The organism is Amycolatopsis sp. N2S4-7, assembly GCF_058119595.1.
Genome location: NZ_CP172299.1, coordinates 4897606 through 4912325, shown reverse-complemented (window position 1 = coordinate 4912325; position 14720 = coordinate 4897606). Strand labels below are relative to the sequence as shown.

The 14720-nt window shown below is 72.5% G+C and carries 15 protein-coding genes; 5 read left to right on the top strand and 10 right to left on the bottom strand.

Annotated features, from left to right (window positions below):
* The first annotated feature begins 6 nt into the window (after positions 1 to 6).
* A complete protein-coding gene (locus ACH54P_RS22730) occupies positions 7 to 807 on the top strand; it encodes a TetR/AcrR family transcriptional regulator C-terminal domain-containing protein (RefSeq protein WP_489915864.1) in 801 nt (266 codons plus the stop codon).
* On the opposite strand, the gene ACH54P_RS22725 is transcribed toward ACH54P_RS22730, so the two are convergent.
* From ACH54P_RS22725 to ACH54P_RS22695, 7 genes are all read right to left on the bottom strand, one after another.
* Positions 785 to 1540 carry a methyltransferase domain-containing protein gene (locus tag ACH54P_RS22725; RefSeq protein ID WP_489915862.1) on the bottom strand — a complete coding sequence of 252 codons (756 nt, stop codon included), beginning with the start codon at positions 1538 to 1540 and terminating at the stop codon, positions 785 to 787. The genes ACH54P_RS22730 and ACH54P_RS22725 overlap by 23 nt on opposite strands.
* The gene (locus ACH54P_RS22720; RefSeq protein ID WP_489915860.1) at positions 1537 to 1767 is read right to left on the bottom strand and encodes a putative acetyltransferase; all 231 of its coding nucleotides are present in this window, start codon (positions 1765 to 1767) and stop codon (positions 1537 to 1539) included. The genes ACH54P_RS22725 and ACH54P_RS22720 overlap by 4 nt, the downstream gene beginning before the upstream one ends.
* Positions 1764 to 1994, bottom strand: a complete 231-nt coding sequence (locus tag ACH54P_RS22715) for a glutaredoxin domain-containing protein (RefSeq protein WP_489915858.1) — start codon at positions 1992 to 1994, stop codon at positions 1764 to 1766. The genes ACH54P_RS22720 and ACH54P_RS22715 overlap by 4 nt, the downstream gene beginning before the upstream one ends.
* A complete protein-coding gene (locus ACH54P_RS22710; protein ID WP_489915856.1) occupies positions 1991 to 4096 on the bottom strand; it encodes a phage holin family protein in 2106 nt (701 codons plus the stop codon). The genes ACH54P_RS22715 and ACH54P_RS22710 overlap by 4 nt, the downstream gene beginning before the upstream one ends.
* Complete coding sequence (locus tag ACH54P_RS22705) at positions 4093 to 4674, bottom strand: DedA family protein (protein WP_489915854.1); 582 nt, start codon at positions 4672 to 4674, stop codon at positions 4093 to 4095. The genes ACH54P_RS22710 and ACH54P_RS22705 overlap by 4 nt, the downstream gene beginning before the upstream one ends.
* Positions 4671 to 5462 (bottom strand): MBL fold metallo-hydrolase, encoded by a 792-nt coding sequence (locus ACH54P_RS22700; protein ID WP_489915852.1) that lies wholly within the window; start codon positions 5460 to 5462, stop codon positions 4671 to 4673. Before ACH54P_RS22700 ends, ACH54P_RS22705 begins: the two co-directional genes overlap by 4 nt.
* 70 nt (positions 5463 to 5532) lie before the next feature.
* Complete coding sequence (locus ACH54P_RS22695) at positions 5533 to 7611, bottom strand: terpene synthase family protein (RefSeq protein ID WP_489916580.1); 2079 nt, start codon at positions 7609 to 7611, stop codon at positions 5533 to 5535.
* Positions 7612 to 7824: 213 nt separating this feature from the next.
* Between ACH54P_RS22695 and ACH54P_RS22690 the strand changes: the two genes are divergently transcribed.
* Both ACH54P_RS22690 and ACH54P_RS22685 read left to right on the top strand, forming a co-directional pair.
* Positions 7825 to 8121, top strand: coding sequence for a GNAT family N-acetyltransferase (locus tag ACH54P_RS22690; protein WP_489915850.1), 297 nt, complete (start codon positions 7825 to 7827; stop codon positions 8119 to 8121).
* Between the two features lie 155 nt (positions 8122 to 8276).
* Positions 8277 to 9293 carry a S1 family peptidase gene (locus ACH54P_RS22685; protein WP_489915848.1) on the top strand — a complete coding sequence of 339 codons (1017 nt, stop codon included), beginning with the start codon at positions 8277 to 8279 and terminating at the stop codon, positions 9291 to 9293.
* A gap of 56 nt (positions 9294 to 9349) precedes the next feature.
* Here ACH54P_RS22685 and ACH54P_RS22680 read toward each other — a convergent pair whose 3' ends face one another.
* Positions 9350 to 9973 (bottom strand): SAM-dependent methyltransferase, encoded by a 624-nt coding sequence (locus ACH54P_RS22680; RefSeq protein ID WP_489915846.1) that lies wholly within the window; start codon positions 9971 to 9973, stop codon positions 9350 to 9352.
* A gap of 77 nt (positions 9974 to 10050) precedes the next feature.
* Complete coding sequence (locus ACH54P_RS22675; protein WP_489915844.1) at positions 10051 to 11616, bottom strand: discoidin domain-containing protein; 1566 nt, start codon at positions 11614 to 11616, stop codon at positions 10051 to 10053.
* A gap of 170 nt (positions 11617 to 11786) precedes the next feature.
* On the opposite strand from ACH54P_RS22675, the gene ACH54P_RS22670 reads away from it, so the two are divergent.
* Positions 11787 to 12518 carry an SDR family oxidoreductase gene (locus ACH54P_RS22670; RefSeq protein ID WP_489915842.1) on the top strand — a complete coding sequence of 244 codons (732 nt, stop codon included), beginning with the start codon at positions 11787 to 11789 and terminating at the stop codon, positions 12516 to 12518.
* 98 nt (positions 12519 to 12616) lie between these two features.
* Positions 12617 to 13822: a cytochrome P450 gene (locus tag ACH54P_RS22665; protein ID WP_489915840.1), complete on the top strand. Its 1206-nt coding sequence runs from the start codon at positions 12617 to 12619 to the stop codon at positions 13820 to 13822.
* A gap of 61 nt (positions 13823 to 13883) precedes the next feature.
* Here ACH54P_RS22665 and ACH54P_RS22660 read toward each other — a convergent pair whose 3' ends face one another.
* Complete coding sequence (locus ACH54P_RS22660) at positions 13884 to 14714, bottom strand: SCO6745 family protein (RefSeq protein WP_489915838.1); 831 nt, start codon at positions 14712 to 14714, stop codon at positions 13884 to 13886.
* Positions 14715 to 14720: the final 6 nt, after the last annotated feature.

Sequence of the window (14720 nt, the reverse complement as noted above, 5' to 3'; positions counted from 1 at the left end):
GGCAAGGTGGTCGTCTTCGCGGGTCAGGGCGACGCCCGGCGGTCCATGGAACTGCTGTGGGGTCCGCCCGTCGTCGCACCGCGCACCGGTCCGGGGCCCAAGCCGGGCCTGTCCGTCGAGGCGATCGTCGCGGCGGCGATCGAGATCGCCGACGCCGAGGGCATGACGGCGCTGTCGATGCGGTCGGTCGGGGAGCGCCTCGGCCGCACGGCGATGGCGCTCTACACGTACGTGCCGGGCAAGACCGAGCTGGTCGACCTCATGTACGACCGGACGCTCGCCGAACTGCCTTCGTCGTACCCGCTGTCGGCCGGCTGGCGCCCGGCCGCCCTGGCGCTGGCCGGTTCGTTGTGGGACCTGCACCTGCGCCACCCCTGGCTGCTGCAGGTCTCGCCGGCGCGCCCGGTGCTCGGGCCGGGGGAGTTCCACGTCCAGGAGACGCTGCTGTCCGTGCTGGCCGAGACCGGGTTGCCGCTGGCGCGGGTGCGCTGGGTGGTGTCGGCGCTGTTCAACATCGTCCGCGGCTCGGTCCAGGCGGCGGCGGAGTCCCGCCAGGCGGCGCGCGAGACGGGACAGTCCGAAGAGGACTGGTGGGGTGCGCGGTCGGCGTTGCTCGGCGAGCTGGTGCCGGATCTTCCGGCGCGGTTCCCGACGGTGGCCCGGCTGGGCGCGGAGGGCGAGTACGAGGCGCCGGCTTCGGAGGAGCCCTACTTGGAGCGCGAGGCGCGGTTGTCGTTCGAAGCGGGCGTGGAGCTGCTGCTGGACGGCGTCCAGACGGCGATCGTCAAGGCTTCCGGGCCTCGATGAGGAACCTCGTGGTGTGGGCGGCGAACGGGCCGTCGCGCTGGATCTGTTCGTGCAGTTCCCGCAGCTTGCCGCGGTACTGCCCGACCGTGAACCCCGGGACCATCCAGATCACCTTGCGCAGGAAGTAGACCACCGCGCCGATGTCGGAGAACTCGGTGCGCAGCGACTCCGACCGCAGGTCGACGACCTCCAGGCCCGCGCGGACGGCCGCCTCGACGGCGTAGTCCGGGTGGCGGCTGTTGCGGGCTTCCTCGGGTTGCGGGCCGAGGAAGAACTCGACCAGTTCGAACACGCTCGCCGGGCCGACCTGCTGGGAGAAGTAGCTCCCGCCGGGGCGCAGCACGCGGGCGATCTCGGCCCACTGCGTCGTCACCGGGTGACGGCTGCTGACGAGGTCGAACACGTTGTCGCGGAAGGGGAAGCCCGCGGTGGCCACGACGGTGACCCCGCGCGGCCGCAGCCGTTCCGACGCCTTCGCGATGTTCGGCGGCCAGGACTCGGTCGCGGCCGTCAGCGGCGGCAGGGACGGGCAGCCGTCCAGGACTTCGCCGCCGCCGGTCTCGAGGTCGAGGGCCGCCTGCACCGAACCCAGGCGGGCACCCAGGAGGCGCTGGTAGCCCCACGACGGCCGGGCCTCGGTGGCGCGGCCGTCGAGCCAGGAAAAGTCCCAGCCGTCGACGGACACCGCTTCGGCTTCGGCCACCAGGTCGTCGAACACGGCCTCGATGGTCACCGGGTCGGCGGCGGGCCGCCACCCGATTTCCGGACGGGCGGTGGGGGCACCGGCTTGGCGAGCGTGACCGAGGAGAACGCCACCACCACCGGGCCGCGCCGGGTCTCCACGGTGCACGTCGTCTCGTCCCGGGCGACCAGGTCGCCGAGCGCGTCGGTGAAGCCGCCCTCGATCCGGAAGCGCACCACCACCCGCGTGCCGAGCGGCAGCTCCCGCAGCAGCCTCACAGCCGCGCACTCAGCTCGTCGTCGGACGGCTCGACCAGGAAGCTGCCGTCGTCCCACACGATCGTCGGGATCCGGCGCGCGCCGCCCTGCAGCTCGCGGACCCGGGCTTCGGCCTCCGCGTCGGCCTCGACGTCCACATAGGAATATTCGACACCTTCGCGGTCGAGCAGCGCGCGGCTGCGCTTCACGTCCGGGCACCAGCTCGCGCCGTAGACCGTCAGCTTCACGAAACTACCTCCGATACCGGGGTTTCCGCCGGGGCGTGACCCAACTCTGCCAGCCAGCCTCGGAACACCCGGTGCAGGGCCTCCGCCCCGACAACCTCGCCGAGCGGCGTGAACTCACGGGGGTGCACCACGAAGCCGCGCTGCTGCGGGCCGCCGAGGCCGCCGTGCGAGCCCACGTGCGTCTCGAACGGGGACGCCTGGTCCGAATCCGGGTCGTAGCGGCTGTTGATCATCACGTCCGCGCAGTGCGGGAACGTGTCGACCCGCCGGACCAGGTCCGCCGCGTGCGGGCCGTACGGCGTCAATGGGTCTTCGCCGATGACGACGCCCGTCGCGAGGCGGTGCAGGCCGTCGCGGCCCAGGACCACCGGCCCGAACTCGCGGCTGCGCACCAGCAGGAACCCGACGCCGGGGTGGTCCACCAGCGACGGCAGCAGGTCGGGGTGCTCGCGCTCGATCGTCTCCAGTTCGACGCGGCCTTCGTGCTCGGTGAACGAAACCATCGCGATGTGCCCGGAGACGACGGCCACCACGCCCGGCGCCACGCGGGTGACCGCGCCCGGCGAGCCGGACGTCGTGCGCGCCCGGTCTTCGGCGCACTCCGCGTCCTGCACCCGCGCCCGCAGCCGGCGCGCGATCAGCCCGCCGCCCTTCGTCGCCTCGGCCAGCGCGGCGTTGATCTGCCAGCTTTCGGCCTGCCGCCGCTTGCCCGCCGACGGCGACGGCGACCCGCCGCACAGGCGTCCGACGTACGCCTCGATCGTCTCGCCGAACCGCTGCGAGAACGCCTGGCCCTGGGTCTGGCCGTGGTCCGACAGCGCCACCACGTGGTAGCGGCGCGGCGCCAGCCGGCTCGCCCGGTGCAGCCGCGCGATCTGCTGGTCGATCGAGCGCAGCACCGACAGCGTGTCGAACCGCTCGATGCCGGAGTGGTGCGCGACCTCGTCGTAGCCGAGGAAGTCCGCGTACACGACCGGCCGCCCGGCGAGCATGTCGCCGAGGATCGCCGAGACGACGACGTCGCGCGCGATCACCGTCGTGCCCGGCCTCGCCAGGGGGTACCAGCCGCCGCGCGGGACCCGCGGCACGACCCCGGCGCGGCGCTGGCGCACCGACGCGTTGATCTCGCGGAAGACGTCGGCCAGCGCGACGACGAACGTGCGCAGCGCGTTGACCGGGTTCGCGAAGTAGGCGTAGTAGCCCGCGCCGAGCCGGTCGCGGCGGCGGCGCAGGAACTTCTTCGGCACCAGCACCGGGATCGAGCTCATGGTGAGGCTGACGTGGTCCGCGTCGCCGGAGAACAGGTTGCCGCGGCTGGCGCCGTCGCCGGAGAGCAGGCCGCGGCCGTCGGAGTGCCGCCGCTCGATCTCGGCCGCGTCGGTCGGGTGCGCGCACGCCATCACGTGGTCGCGGTCCTTTTCGTACCAGCGGAAGCCGAGGATGTCGTGGTTGGAGCCGTGCAGGATGCCGCAGACGCTCGCGCCCGTCTGCGAGCTCCAGTCGGTGTGCCACGGCGTCAGCGTGTGGCTGCCCTCGGCGAGCCACGCGGCGAACGTCGGCATGTCGCCGTCGCGGACGGCGCGGCGGACGGTGTCGAACCCGAGGCCGTCGATCTGCAGGAAGAGCACGCCGGGCGGCAGCTCGCCGTCGCCGACCGCGGGGGCGTGGCGACGGCGGCGCCGGGCGGCGCGGCGGAAGAAGATCTCGTCCTCGTCGATGGCGAGCAGGCTGGAGATCAGCGCGCCGACGGCGGCCATGGCCACCGTCACGGTCACCGCGGTCCGGATGTCGGCGATCTCGACGCCGGGCACGCCGCGGAACACGGCGAGGGTGCCCGCGCCGAGCAGGATGAACCCGGAGAGGCCGAAGGTGAAGAACGCCAGCGGGTAGGCGATCCGCATGACCAGCGGCCAGACGACCCCGGCGAGCAGGCCGAGCAGCAGCGCGCACACCGTCGGCTGCCACCAGTGCGTCATCCGGAAGCCGGGCAGGAGGACGTCGAGCAGGCGCAGCGCGCCGGTCACGGCGGCCCAGACCAGCAGGATGCGGGCGACGGCCCGGCCGCCGCGCAGCAGCCGGCCCTTCGGCGCGGTCGTCGTCACACTCGCTCCTTGGTCTTGCGCCGCCATCGGGCGATCAGGTTCGTCAGCACGGTGACCAGCAGGACCAGCACCGTCGCCAGCAGCGTCGCGACGAGCGGGGAGTCGAAGATGCCGCCGCTGACGATGCCGAGCAGGGCGTACGCGGTCGCCCACAGCACGCACGCGACGAGCGCGGCGGGCAGCAGCCGCCGCCACGGGTAGCCCAGCGCGGCCGCCGCGAGCAGCACCGGGATCCGGCCGGCCGGGACGAGCCTGCCGATCACGACGAGCTGCCAGCCGCGGCGGGCGAACTGGTCGCGGGCCTTCTCGAGCCGTTCGGCGGGCTGGCGGCGGCTGATCCAGCGGAACGCGGCCTCGCTGCCCAGGCGCGGGATGCCGAACGTCACGACGTCGCCGGCGTACGCGCCGAGCGTGGCCAGGAGGAGGACCAGCGGCAGGGAGAGGTGGTCGGTGGTGGTGGCGACGGCGGCCGCGGCGCCGACGACCGCGCCGGTGGGCACGATCGGGACGATCGAGCCGAGCAGGACGCCGCCGAACAGGGCCGGGTACCCGATGGCGGCCGGGTCGGTCCAGTTCACGCCTGGTCCGTGCGCGTCGGGAGGACGACCTCGGCACCGGGTTCGGTGAACAGCACCTCGGTGGCGATCTCGTGGGTGCGGACCTCGGCGGCGAACACCCGCGGCGGGTCCGCGAGCAGCCGTCGCATCCGGGCGGTGCGGTGCAGCCCGGGGACGGCGAGCGTGCCCCAGTGCACGGGGACGGCCGCGCGGGCTCTGGTGATTCCGGCGGCTTTCGCGGCGCGGGCCGGGTCCAGGTGACCCGGCCCGAGGTTCGGTCCCCAGCCCCAGACGGGCAGGAGGGCGACGTCGACCGGGCCGAAGCCGGCCATCCCGTCGAAGAGGTCGGTGTCGCCGGCGTTGTAGATCTTCTGGCCGGCGCCCTCGATGAGGTGCCCGATGGCGGGGCTCTGCGGGCCGTGGGTGAGCCGCGGCCCCCACCGGTGTCCGGAGTGGACGGCTTCGGTGGCGGTGACGGTGAGGCCGCCTTCGGTGCGGGTTTCGCCGGGCGCGATCTCCTCGACGTGCTCGAAGCCCTTCTTGGCGAGCCAGCTCCCGGCCCCGCGCGGGACGACGATCCGCGTGTCCTCGCCGAGCAGCCGCAGCGACGGCAGGTGCAGGTGGTCCCCGTGCAGGTGCGAGATGAGCACGAGGTCGATGCCGGCGTAGGTCTCGGGCTCCGGCGGTGGCACGACCCGGGTGAGCCCGCCGACCCGGGTGGTGAGCACCGGATCGGTCAGCACGACCCGGCCACCGAGTTCCAGCCGGACGGTCGAATGGCCGAGGAAACGCAGGTTGAAGCCGCTCACGGTGTCGAGTATCGCCCTCGCCGCACCCGGACGCCCGGCGGAGTGGCGCGGGCAACGCCGGGGCCGCGGCTCACCGTCCCGCGGGCAGCAGCGACGAGATCCGCACTGAGGCCGTGCCGATCCCGGTCGGGCCGTCGAGCCGGGGGCGGTGGCCCAGTTCGATCTCCGTGTAGCGGCCCGCGTTCCGGTGCCAGTGGGAACTCCCGGCCAGCCAGGCGCGGAGGGCCTCAACGTGGCCCAGCAGCGGGTCCGGGGCGGCGGCCGCCGCGTGCCGGAACTCCGTCAGCCGGGCTTCGGCCAGGTCGGCGACGATCTCCGCCGCGCGTTCCCCCGGGCAGCCGAGGAAGGTGCGCACCACCAGCACGGCGTTGTTCAGCTCGCCCTCGAACCGGACCTCCTTGCGGTAGGAGCAGAGGTCGTTGAGCAGGCCGCAGTAGTCGGCCGCCGTGTGCTCCAGGGTCTGCGCCTGCCGGGTGTGCCGCAGCTCGGCCGGCAGCGCCAAGCTCATCGTGAGTTCCGCGCCGAACGTCCGGCGGCGCATCTCGATGTGGTCGATGGGGTCCGGGATCCGGTTCTGCGCCAGGTTCGCCAGCCGCCACAGCCAGCTCCCGGTCATCGATTCGACCGCGCGGCGCACCGCGAGCCGGTTCGGCGTCCGCGGCCAGAGGTCGGCGAGCGCGGCTTCGAGCGGGTTCAGCGGGACCGGCGGTGCGCCGTCCGCCATGAACCGCGCGAGGCGATCGTGGGCCGCCTTCGCCCCGGCGAGGTCACGCGTCGCGCCGAACACCGCCTGGAAGTAGTCGTCGGCGTAGGTGCTCCAGGTCAGCCAGTCGCTGGTGACGTCGAGTTCGCCGGCCGGGGCGTCCGGCCGGATGCCCGCCGCGCACCGGGGCAGGTCGGCCGCGCGCAGCTTCCGCTCGTCCCACACGACGCCGTCGAGGAGCCCCGTCCGCCGCGCCCAGTCGACGTTGCGCACGCGGCACGAGTCCAGGTGCGGGCTCAGCCGCAGCGGGAACGGCGGCTCGGCGGCCGGCCGCGGCGGCGAGACCGGCTGGAACGGCAGGTGCCCGTACGCCCGCAGCCGCTGCGGCGCCGTCGCGAGCACCGAGGAGAAGATGCGCGCCGCGGACGTCCCGAGGCCGGCCGCGCCACCCGGCTCCGGGGCGCCGCGGCCGTCCAGCGCCCCCTCGTTCATGTACCGGCTGGAGCGCAGGTGCCATTCGTGCCCGCCGGACTGCCAGTCCTGCAGGCCCTTGACGTAGGCGAACGTCGCCGCCCGCGCCGCCGTGCCGACGCAGTGTTCGTCGAACAGCGCGGGCACCTCGGTCAGCGCGGTGTGCTCGAACTGGTGCAGCCGGGAGGTGATCAGGTCGTTGACGGCCTCGGCCGCCTCCTGGGTGCTCAGCCCGAGGAACTTCTCGAACACCAGCACGCCGTTGGACAGCTCGCCCTCGTCCTGCACCTCCCGCTGGTAGGAGAACAGGTCGTTGCGGAGGTGGACGCCGTCGGCGAAGCAGTCGCGCAGGACTTCCAGCGGCCGGGACGCGGCGATTTCGGCCGGGACCTCGGCGTCCACCGCGTGCTCGACCAGGTTCGCCGACCACGGCGCCCCGCCGACCTTCCGCCGCATCTCGACGTACTCGATCGGGTTGGCGAGCCGACCCTCGTTGATGTTGGCCAGCTCCCACAGCGACTCTTCAAGCAGCGCCTTCGTGCTGGCGACGAACCGGCGCCGCCAGGCCGCCGACCGTCGGGGGATCGTCCGGTTCCACAGGTCGGCCAGCCCCCGCTCGACCGGGTTCTCCGGGGTCGCGGTGATCTCGCCCTCGGCGGGCATGAACAGGTCCAGCCGGTCGAGGTACGTGCGCGCGCTGTCGATGTCGCCGGTGCGCTTGTACAGCTCGAGGAAGTGGTCGTCGAAGTAGAACACCCAGACGTACCAGCCGGTGATCAGGTCGAGCTCTTCGGCGCCGGCGTCGGGGTGGGTGTAGGCGCAGAGCAGCGCGTAGTCGTGGGAGTCGAGGTCCTGCTCGGTCCAGATCACCGTGCCGTGCTGCGGCACGTCGATCATGTCGAACCCGGCCGCCCAGGCCTTGCTGTGGGCGCGGGCCCGCTCTAGGTGCGGGTTCACCCGCGCCGGGTAGGGCATGTAGAACTCGGGGAGGACGAACGGCTGCTGAGGCACACCGCGAGGCAACCAAACCGGCCCGGTGCCCGCCAAGGGAAGCAGGCCGGATGCACACGAACGGGCCGGGCGCGTCCCCCGGCCGGCCCAGCGGGCGTCACGACCCGGTCAGCACGCGGCGGACGGCCGTCGCACGATGGGGGAGGCGCGTTTCCCCGCACCCACGAAGGAGAGCTGATGACCGACGAGAACCGAGTGACCGACAACCCCGCCGAGAGCCGCTACGAGCTGTGGGCGGGGGACAAGCTGGCGGGCTTCGCCGCGTACGACCTGCGGGGCACGCTCACGGTGTTCACCCACACCGAGATCGACGACGCGTTCTCCGGGCAGGGCCTGGGCAAGGTCCTGGCCGCGGGCGCGCTGGACGACGTCGTCGCGAAGGGCCGGACGATCGTGCCGGTCTGCCCGTTCATCGCCGGGTACCTCAAGAAGCACCCGGGCTACGAGGACCACGTCCGCCGGCCCCACGAATAGGCCGGAAGCGGTAAGGGCACTGGGCCATCCGGGTCTGTTCTGAGAGGTATGTCCGGTTCTATTGGTTATTAACCAACCTTAGTCGGTGTTGCGTTGGTTGCTCGGCAACGAAAGTGACCGGCGCAGGCTTCGAACCGGCAACCTGGAGGAAGTTGATGACTCCCCGGAAGACCGCCCTCAAGACCTTCGCCGTCTTGTCGGCAGCCGCGCTGACGGCGGGCGTGTGCTCGTCGGCGGCCACCGCGTCCCCACTGGCCTTCGCGGAACTGCAGGCCCACGCGATCAGCAGTGCGACCCAGGTCGCGAACGCCCTCGGCGCCGCTTCCGGCGGCATCTACCTCGAGAACGGCAAGGCCGTCGTGAACGTCGTCGACGACGCCGCGATGCAGGAGGTGCAGGCCGCCGGCCTCACCGCGAAGAAGGTCAAGCACACCTTCGCCGCGCTCACCGGCGTCAAGAACCAGCTGGACGCGGTGAAGAACGTGCCGCAGACCGCGTGGGGCATCGACACCAAGACCAACCAGGTCGTGGTGAAGGTCTACGACGCGGCCAGCAAGGCGACCGCCGACAAGGTCACCGCGGCCGCCGCGCAGTACGGCGACAGCGTCCGCGTCGAGCACCGCACCGGCAAGCTCGAGCTGTACATCCAGGACGGCGACGCGATCCAGAACAGCCAGGGCCGCTGCTCGCTCGGCTTCAACGTGACGCGCGGCGGTTCGCCGTTCCTGCTCACCGCGGGCCACTGCACCAACCTCGGCGGCACCTGGTCCGGCGGGGACGTCTCCGGCGCGCAGGTCGTCGAGAGCGACTGCCCCGGCGCCGACTCCGGCCTGCTGACCCGCCCCAACGGCACCGGCCCCGGCGAGATCAACACCGGCCAGCAGATCACCAGCGCGGCCACCCCGACCGTCGGCGAGCAGATGCAGAAGCAGGGCTCGACCACCGGCGGCGGCAGCGGCGAGGTGACCTCGGTCGACGAGTCGGTCAACTTCGACGTCGGCGTGCTCAACCACGAGTTCGGCACCACCGCGCACACCGACCACGGCGACTCCGGCGGCCCGGCGTACGACGGTTCGAAGGGCCTGGGCACGCTGTCCGGCGGCGACACCGTGACCAGCTACTTCTACCCGCTCACCCTCGAGCTGCAGGCCTACGGCCTCGAGCTCGCCTGAGTCCGGGCGAGGGCCCGCTCACCGCCGTCGGGGGAGGTGAGCGGGCCCTCGCTTCGTCACGCTTCGAGCCGCCTCGCGCGGTAGACGGCGTCGGTGTGGTGGCCCTCGCCGCGCGTCTCGCACGTCTCGACCACCCACGGCCACGGGTCGCCGAGGTAGGTCGTGATCTCCTCGGGCTCGAAGTACAGCTCCTCCGGCGGCTTCTGGCCGTCGAACTCCCGCATGGCCTTCGGCGAGTGCCCGACAACCAGCAGCGACCCGCCCGGCTTGATCGCCGCCGCGGCCGCCGTGAAGACGTCGCGGCGCAGGTCCGGCGGGAGGTGCATGTACTGCGCCGAAATCAGGTCGTAGCTCTCCTCCGGCTGCCACTCGAGGATGTTGCGGTGCAGCCAGTTCACCGTCACGCCCGCCTCGGCGGCGGCTTCCGCCGCGCGGGCGAGCGCGGTGGTCGAGATGTCGACGCCGTCGACCGTCCAGCCCTGCTTGGCCAGCCAGATCGCGTCGCCGCCTTCGCCGCTGCCGAGGTCGAGGGCGCGCCCGGGTTTCAGGCCTTCGACCTCGGTGCGCAGGTTGACGTTGACGTTCCCGCTCCAGATCCGGTGCTCGTCACGCTGGTACATCGCCTCCCAGAAGTCCTGCTTGAGCATGGCGTCGACGTTCATCGGGTGGTCGTGGGGCATGGTTCCTCCTCAAGGACGTCCCCCGAGCATGCGGACAACGTCCCCGAGAAGGCAAACCTCGTTGCCGGATCGGCAACTCAGGGGGTGCCGTACACCTGCATCTCGTACAGCGAGTAGCCGTACGACGTCCCGCGCGTGACGCCGTTCATCCGCACGTAGCGGCCGGTGCCGGACAGGCCGGTGAGGTCGTCCGCGCCGCCGTTGCCGGTCGTCGTGCTGAAGAGCGTCGTCCAGTTCGAGCCGTCGGCGGACGCCTGGATGCTGTACGCCTTCCCGTACGCGGCTTCCCAGCTCAGCTTGACGTGCGAGATCGACTTGGTGGCGCCGAGGTCGACCCGCAGCCACTGCGGGTCGGAGCCTTCCTTCGACGCCCATCGCGTGCTCGTCAGGTTCCCGTCGAAGGCCGCGCCCGCCGGGTACGACGCCGATTCGGTGGAGGACGCCGTCGCGGCTTTGCCCTGGGACAGCAGGGCTTCCGAGCCGCCGGTCACCGTGACACCCAGCGAAGCCGTCTTCGTGCCGCCGGTGAGGGTGATCGTCGCCGAGCCGGGGGCCGCGGTGGCCGCGGCGGCGACCGTGACGGTCGAGGTCCCGCCGGCCGGCACCGACGCGGGGGAGAAGGACACGGTCACGCCCGCGGGAGCGCCGCTCGCCGAGAGCGTGACGGCGTCGGTGGAAGTCACGGTGGCCGTCGCCGAAGCGCCCGGTGCGACCGACACCGACGACGGCGTCACGCTCAGACCGGACGCACTCGCCGGGGTGAACGTCCAGCGGGCGGCGGTGCCGGAGCAGCTGCCCGCGGTGAGGGTGCTGCCCGACGCGCGGAAGCACTTGCTACTGGACTGGATGTCCGAGATGGTGCCGTCCGGGTTGATCGACCACTGCTGGGCCGGGCCGCCGGTGCAGGTCTGGAGCACGATCGAGCTGCCGGAGATGCCCGCGCACCGGTCGTCGAGCACGAGGAACGCGCCGTGGAAGGTGAACCGCTGCTCGGGGCCTCCGGTGCACGCCGCCACTTTCAGCGTGGTGCCGCTGCTCGGGGCGGCCAGGCAGGTGCCGGTGGAGTTGTTGCGGTACTGGCCGACGGTCGTGTTCGGCTGCGCGCCGCCGTAGCACTCACCGGTGCTGGTGTTGAAGATCGGCGTCGCGTCGTACGGCTCGTTCGAGGGCGGGTCGACGACGACCGGCTCCATGACCGGGGTGTTGTCCGGGTTGTAGTGCGTGAGCGCGTCTTCGCAGTCGATCGCGTCGAAGGCGCTGCCACCCTGGCCGCCGAGCCAGAGGTCGATGTGCCGCAGGCCCGGTCCGCCGTTCGGGCCCTGGCTGTTCCAGTCGTCGGAACACTCGTCGCAGCCGTCCTCCATGACGAAGTACTTCTTCACCCGCGGGACCCAGACCTTGGTGCCCGGCTTGAGCTCGTCGCTGCTGGTGGCGAAGGTGATCGGGTCGGCGTAGGTGCCCTTGCCGCCCGCCGTGTCGTGGATCTGCGGGTAGGCGATGTCGCCGCCGGGCGGGGTGTTGTCCCACCAGCCGTAGAAGGTGAGGAAGGTCTGCTGCGTGGTGGCCGCGCTCGCCGTGCCGGCCCCGGCGGTGGCCAGGGCGAGGAACAGGGTCACGACGAGCACGAGCGCGCGCCGGGTCATGCTGCCTCCGGGAGGAGTGGGCGGACGATGACTGCGGCGTCCGTCCAGGTTCGCCGCGCTGCGGTGCGGCGTCAAGACTTATTCGTAAAGTTTCCTAACAAACCGGCTCTCTGTCCCGATCGCCGGGAAAGCCGTGTCGGCAAGCGCTTTCTTCCGCGAAGATGGCGCTCATGAGCGAACAGCGGGAAATCGTGGTCACCGGGGGCGGCACCGGCATCGGGCTGGCGATCGCCGCCCGGTTCGCGGCGGCGGGGGAGCGGGTCACCGTCACCGGGCGCCGCAAGGACGTGCTCGAAGCCGCGGCGGAGCGGATCGGCGCGCGGGCGGTCGCCTTCGACGCGAGCGACCCGGCGGCGGTGCAGGCGGCGCTGGCCGAGCTGCCCGAGCGGGTGGACGTCCTGGTCAACAACGCCGGCGGCAACACCGACCGGGTCCGCGAGGCGCCCGCGCCCGGTGACCTGCAGGGGCTCGCCGACGCGTGGCACGCGAACTTCGACGCCAACGTCCTTTCGGCCGTCCTCGTCACCGCGGCGCTGAAGCCGCGCTTCGCGGACAACGTGCGTGTCGTGACTCTCGGCTCTGTCGCGGCGAAGCAGGGCTCCGGCTCGTACGGCGCCGCGAAGGCGGCGATCGAGGCGTGGAACACCGACCTCGCGCGGCAGCTCGGCCCGGCCGGCGGCACGGCCAACGTCGTCGCGCCCGGAGTCATCCTCGACACGGAGTTCTTCCACGGCACCCTCACCGACGAATGGCTCAGCTCCCGGATTTCCGTGGCGTTCAACAAGCGGGCCGGCACCCCGGACGAGGTCGCCGAGACCGTGGGGTTCCTGGCCGCGCCGGGCGCCGCGCACGTCACCGGCCAGGTCGTGCACGTGAACGGCGGCGCGTACGGCGCGCGCTAGGCCATCCGGGTCGGAAGTGGGCCGGGTGTCCCACGACGGCGGCAGTTCTCTCCATGGTGGAAGGGTCGCCCACCACCGGAAGAGAGGTGTGATCCGCCGTGACGGCAGCAGCCGAAACCCCGGCCCTCCCGACGACGAGACCTCCCGGATGCCCGTTCGACCCACCCGAGGACTACGCCACCCTGCGGGAAACCGCGCCGACGTCGAAGGTGCGCTGCCCGGCCGGCATGGACGCCTGGCTGGTCACGCGCTACGCCGACGTCCGCGCGGTGCTCGCGGACCGCGCGATGAGCTCGCGCGGGGCGTCCTCGGTGCACGTGAACCCGAACGCCGACCTCGACGAGGAGGTCAGCCCCGGCTCGATCATCCAGCTCGACGGAACGGCCCATTCGCGGCTCCGGAAGAAGGTGATCGCCGAGTTCACCGTGCGGCGCGTGGAAGCGATGCGCGGCTACGTCCAGGAGCTGGTGGACAGCCACCTCGACGCGATGCTCGCGAAGCCCGGCCCGGCGGATCTGGTGCAGGACTTCGCGTTGCCGATCCCGTCGCTGGTGATCTGCGAGCTGCTCGGGGTCCCGTACGCCGATCGCTCGCGGTTCCAGCGGCAGAGCACGACGCTGGTCAGCACCGACGCCACGCGTGAAGAGGGACAGCAGGCGTACGACGACCTGTCCGGCTATCTGGCGGAGTTGTTCGCCGACAAGGAGCGGAATCCGCAGGACGACCTGTTCAGCAGGCTGATTTCCCGCGGCTCGGAGTCTGGCGACCCGCTCACGATGGAGGAGCTCGTCGTGCTCGGGCTCAGCCTGCTGGTGGCCGGGCACGAGACGACGGCCAACATGATCGCGCTGAGCACGTTGGTGCTGCTGGAACACCCTTCGCAGCGCGACGCCGTGCTGGAGGTGCCGGAGCGCGCGGTCGAGGAGCTGCTGCGGTACCTGTCGGTCGTCCAGTTCGGCGTGCTGCGCTACGCGACGTCGGACGTCCAGGTCGGCTCGCGGTCGGTCAAGGCGGGCGAGTGGCTGGTGGCCGCGCTGAACTCGGCCAACCGCGACGAGGACCTCTTCCCGGGCGGCGACAAGCTCGACTTCCACCGCGACTCGCCCCGCACGCACGTCGCCTTCGGTTTCGGCGCGCACCAGTGCATCGGCCAGCAGCTGGCCCGCGTCGAGCTCCAGGAGGCGTTGACCCGCCTGTTCCGCCGGGTTCCCGACCTGCGGCTGGCGGTGCCACGGGAGTCGTTGGTGTACAAGCACAACACGCTGGTGTACGGGGTGCGGGAGCTGCCGGTCGCCTGGGACTGACGGCTTGGCGGAGGTGGTGGAGCCGGCGCCGGGCCAGCACCTGCCCGGCGCCCAGGTGCCCTCAGGGCCGGGCCACGCCCATCGGGTTCGGGACCGGCACCAGGCCCGCGTCGATCACCGCCCGGCTCAACGGCACCGCCAGCTCCAGTACCCGCGCCAGCCCCTCCTCGCCCAGGGCCTCCACCGGGGCCGCGGCCAAGCGGTCCGTGTCGTCCTCGATGCGGCGGCGCAGTTCCCGCCCCTCTTCGGTCAGGCGGCCCTCCGCATCGAGGAGACCGCGGCCGCGCAACCGGCTCACGCCCGCGTCCCACTCCGCGTCCGGCCAGCCGCGGTGGGGCTGGACGTCCGCGCGGCCGATCACCCCGGCGCCGACGTGGGTCAGCGTCGTCTCCAACCCGCTCAAGCCGGCGTGGACCGCCGCCAGCACGTGGCCGTCCCCGCGGTGTTCGCGCAGGATCGTGGTCGCCAGCCACAGCCGGGCCGGGAGGTCCGCGGGCTCCGGCACCGCCGCCCACGCCGCCGCCAGCGGACGGCCGTCGAAGCCGCACGCCGCGACCGCCCGCCACAGCAGCCCGGTCAGCTCCGCGGCGTCACCCGAAACCCGGCCCAACGCCGACGAGACCGCCGCGAGCCGCGTCTCGAGGACCGCCGCGGGCGCCGCGAAGGACCACGCGTCCGGCAGGGCCCGCGCCACCATCGCCGGGGCGAACCCGAACAGCACCGACGTCGCCGGTCCGGGTCCGACGGGGCCGAGCGGAGCCAGCCGGCCCGCGAAGTAGCCCATCCAGTACCCGCGCAGGCCGGCCGCCTTCGCCGCTTCGGCCGTCTCGGGCGCGAAGTAGACGACAGCGTGCAGGGGTTCGACGGCCGCCCAGAGGCTGCGTGCGGTCATGGATCG

Excerpts from the sequence above, each read along its gene's own strand:
- ACH54P_RS22670 (WP_489915842.1), top strand. The coding sequence starts at position 11,787 with ATGAGCGAACAGCGGGAAATCGTGGTCACCGGGGGCGGCACCGGCATC.
- ACH54P_RS22690 (WP_489915850.1), top strand. The coding sequence starts at position 7,825 with ATGACCGACGAGAACCGAGTGACCGACAACCCCGCCGAGAGCCGCTAC.
- ACH54P_RS22685 (WP_489915848.1), top strand. The coding sequence starts at position 8,277 with ATGACTCCCCGGAAGACCGCCCTCAAGACCTTCGCCGTCTTGTCGGCA.
- ACH54P_RS22695 (WP_489916580.1), bottom strand. The coding sequence starts at position 7,611 with ATGCCCTACCCGGCGCGGGTGAACCCGCACCTAGAGCGGGCCCGCGCC.
- ACH54P_RS22675 (WP_489915844.1), bottom strand. The coding sequence starts at position 11,616 with ATGACCCGGCGCGCGCTCGTGCTCGTCGTGACCCTGTTCCTCGCCCTG.
- ACH54P_RS22660 (WP_489915838.1), bottom strand. The coding sequence starts at position 14,714 with ATGACCGCACGCAGCCTCTGGGCGGCCGTCGAACCCCTGCACGCTGTC.
- ACH54P_RS22680 (WP_489915846.1), bottom strand. The coding sequence starts at position 9,973 with ATGCCCCACGACCACCCGATGAACGTCGACGCCATGCTCAAGCAGGAC.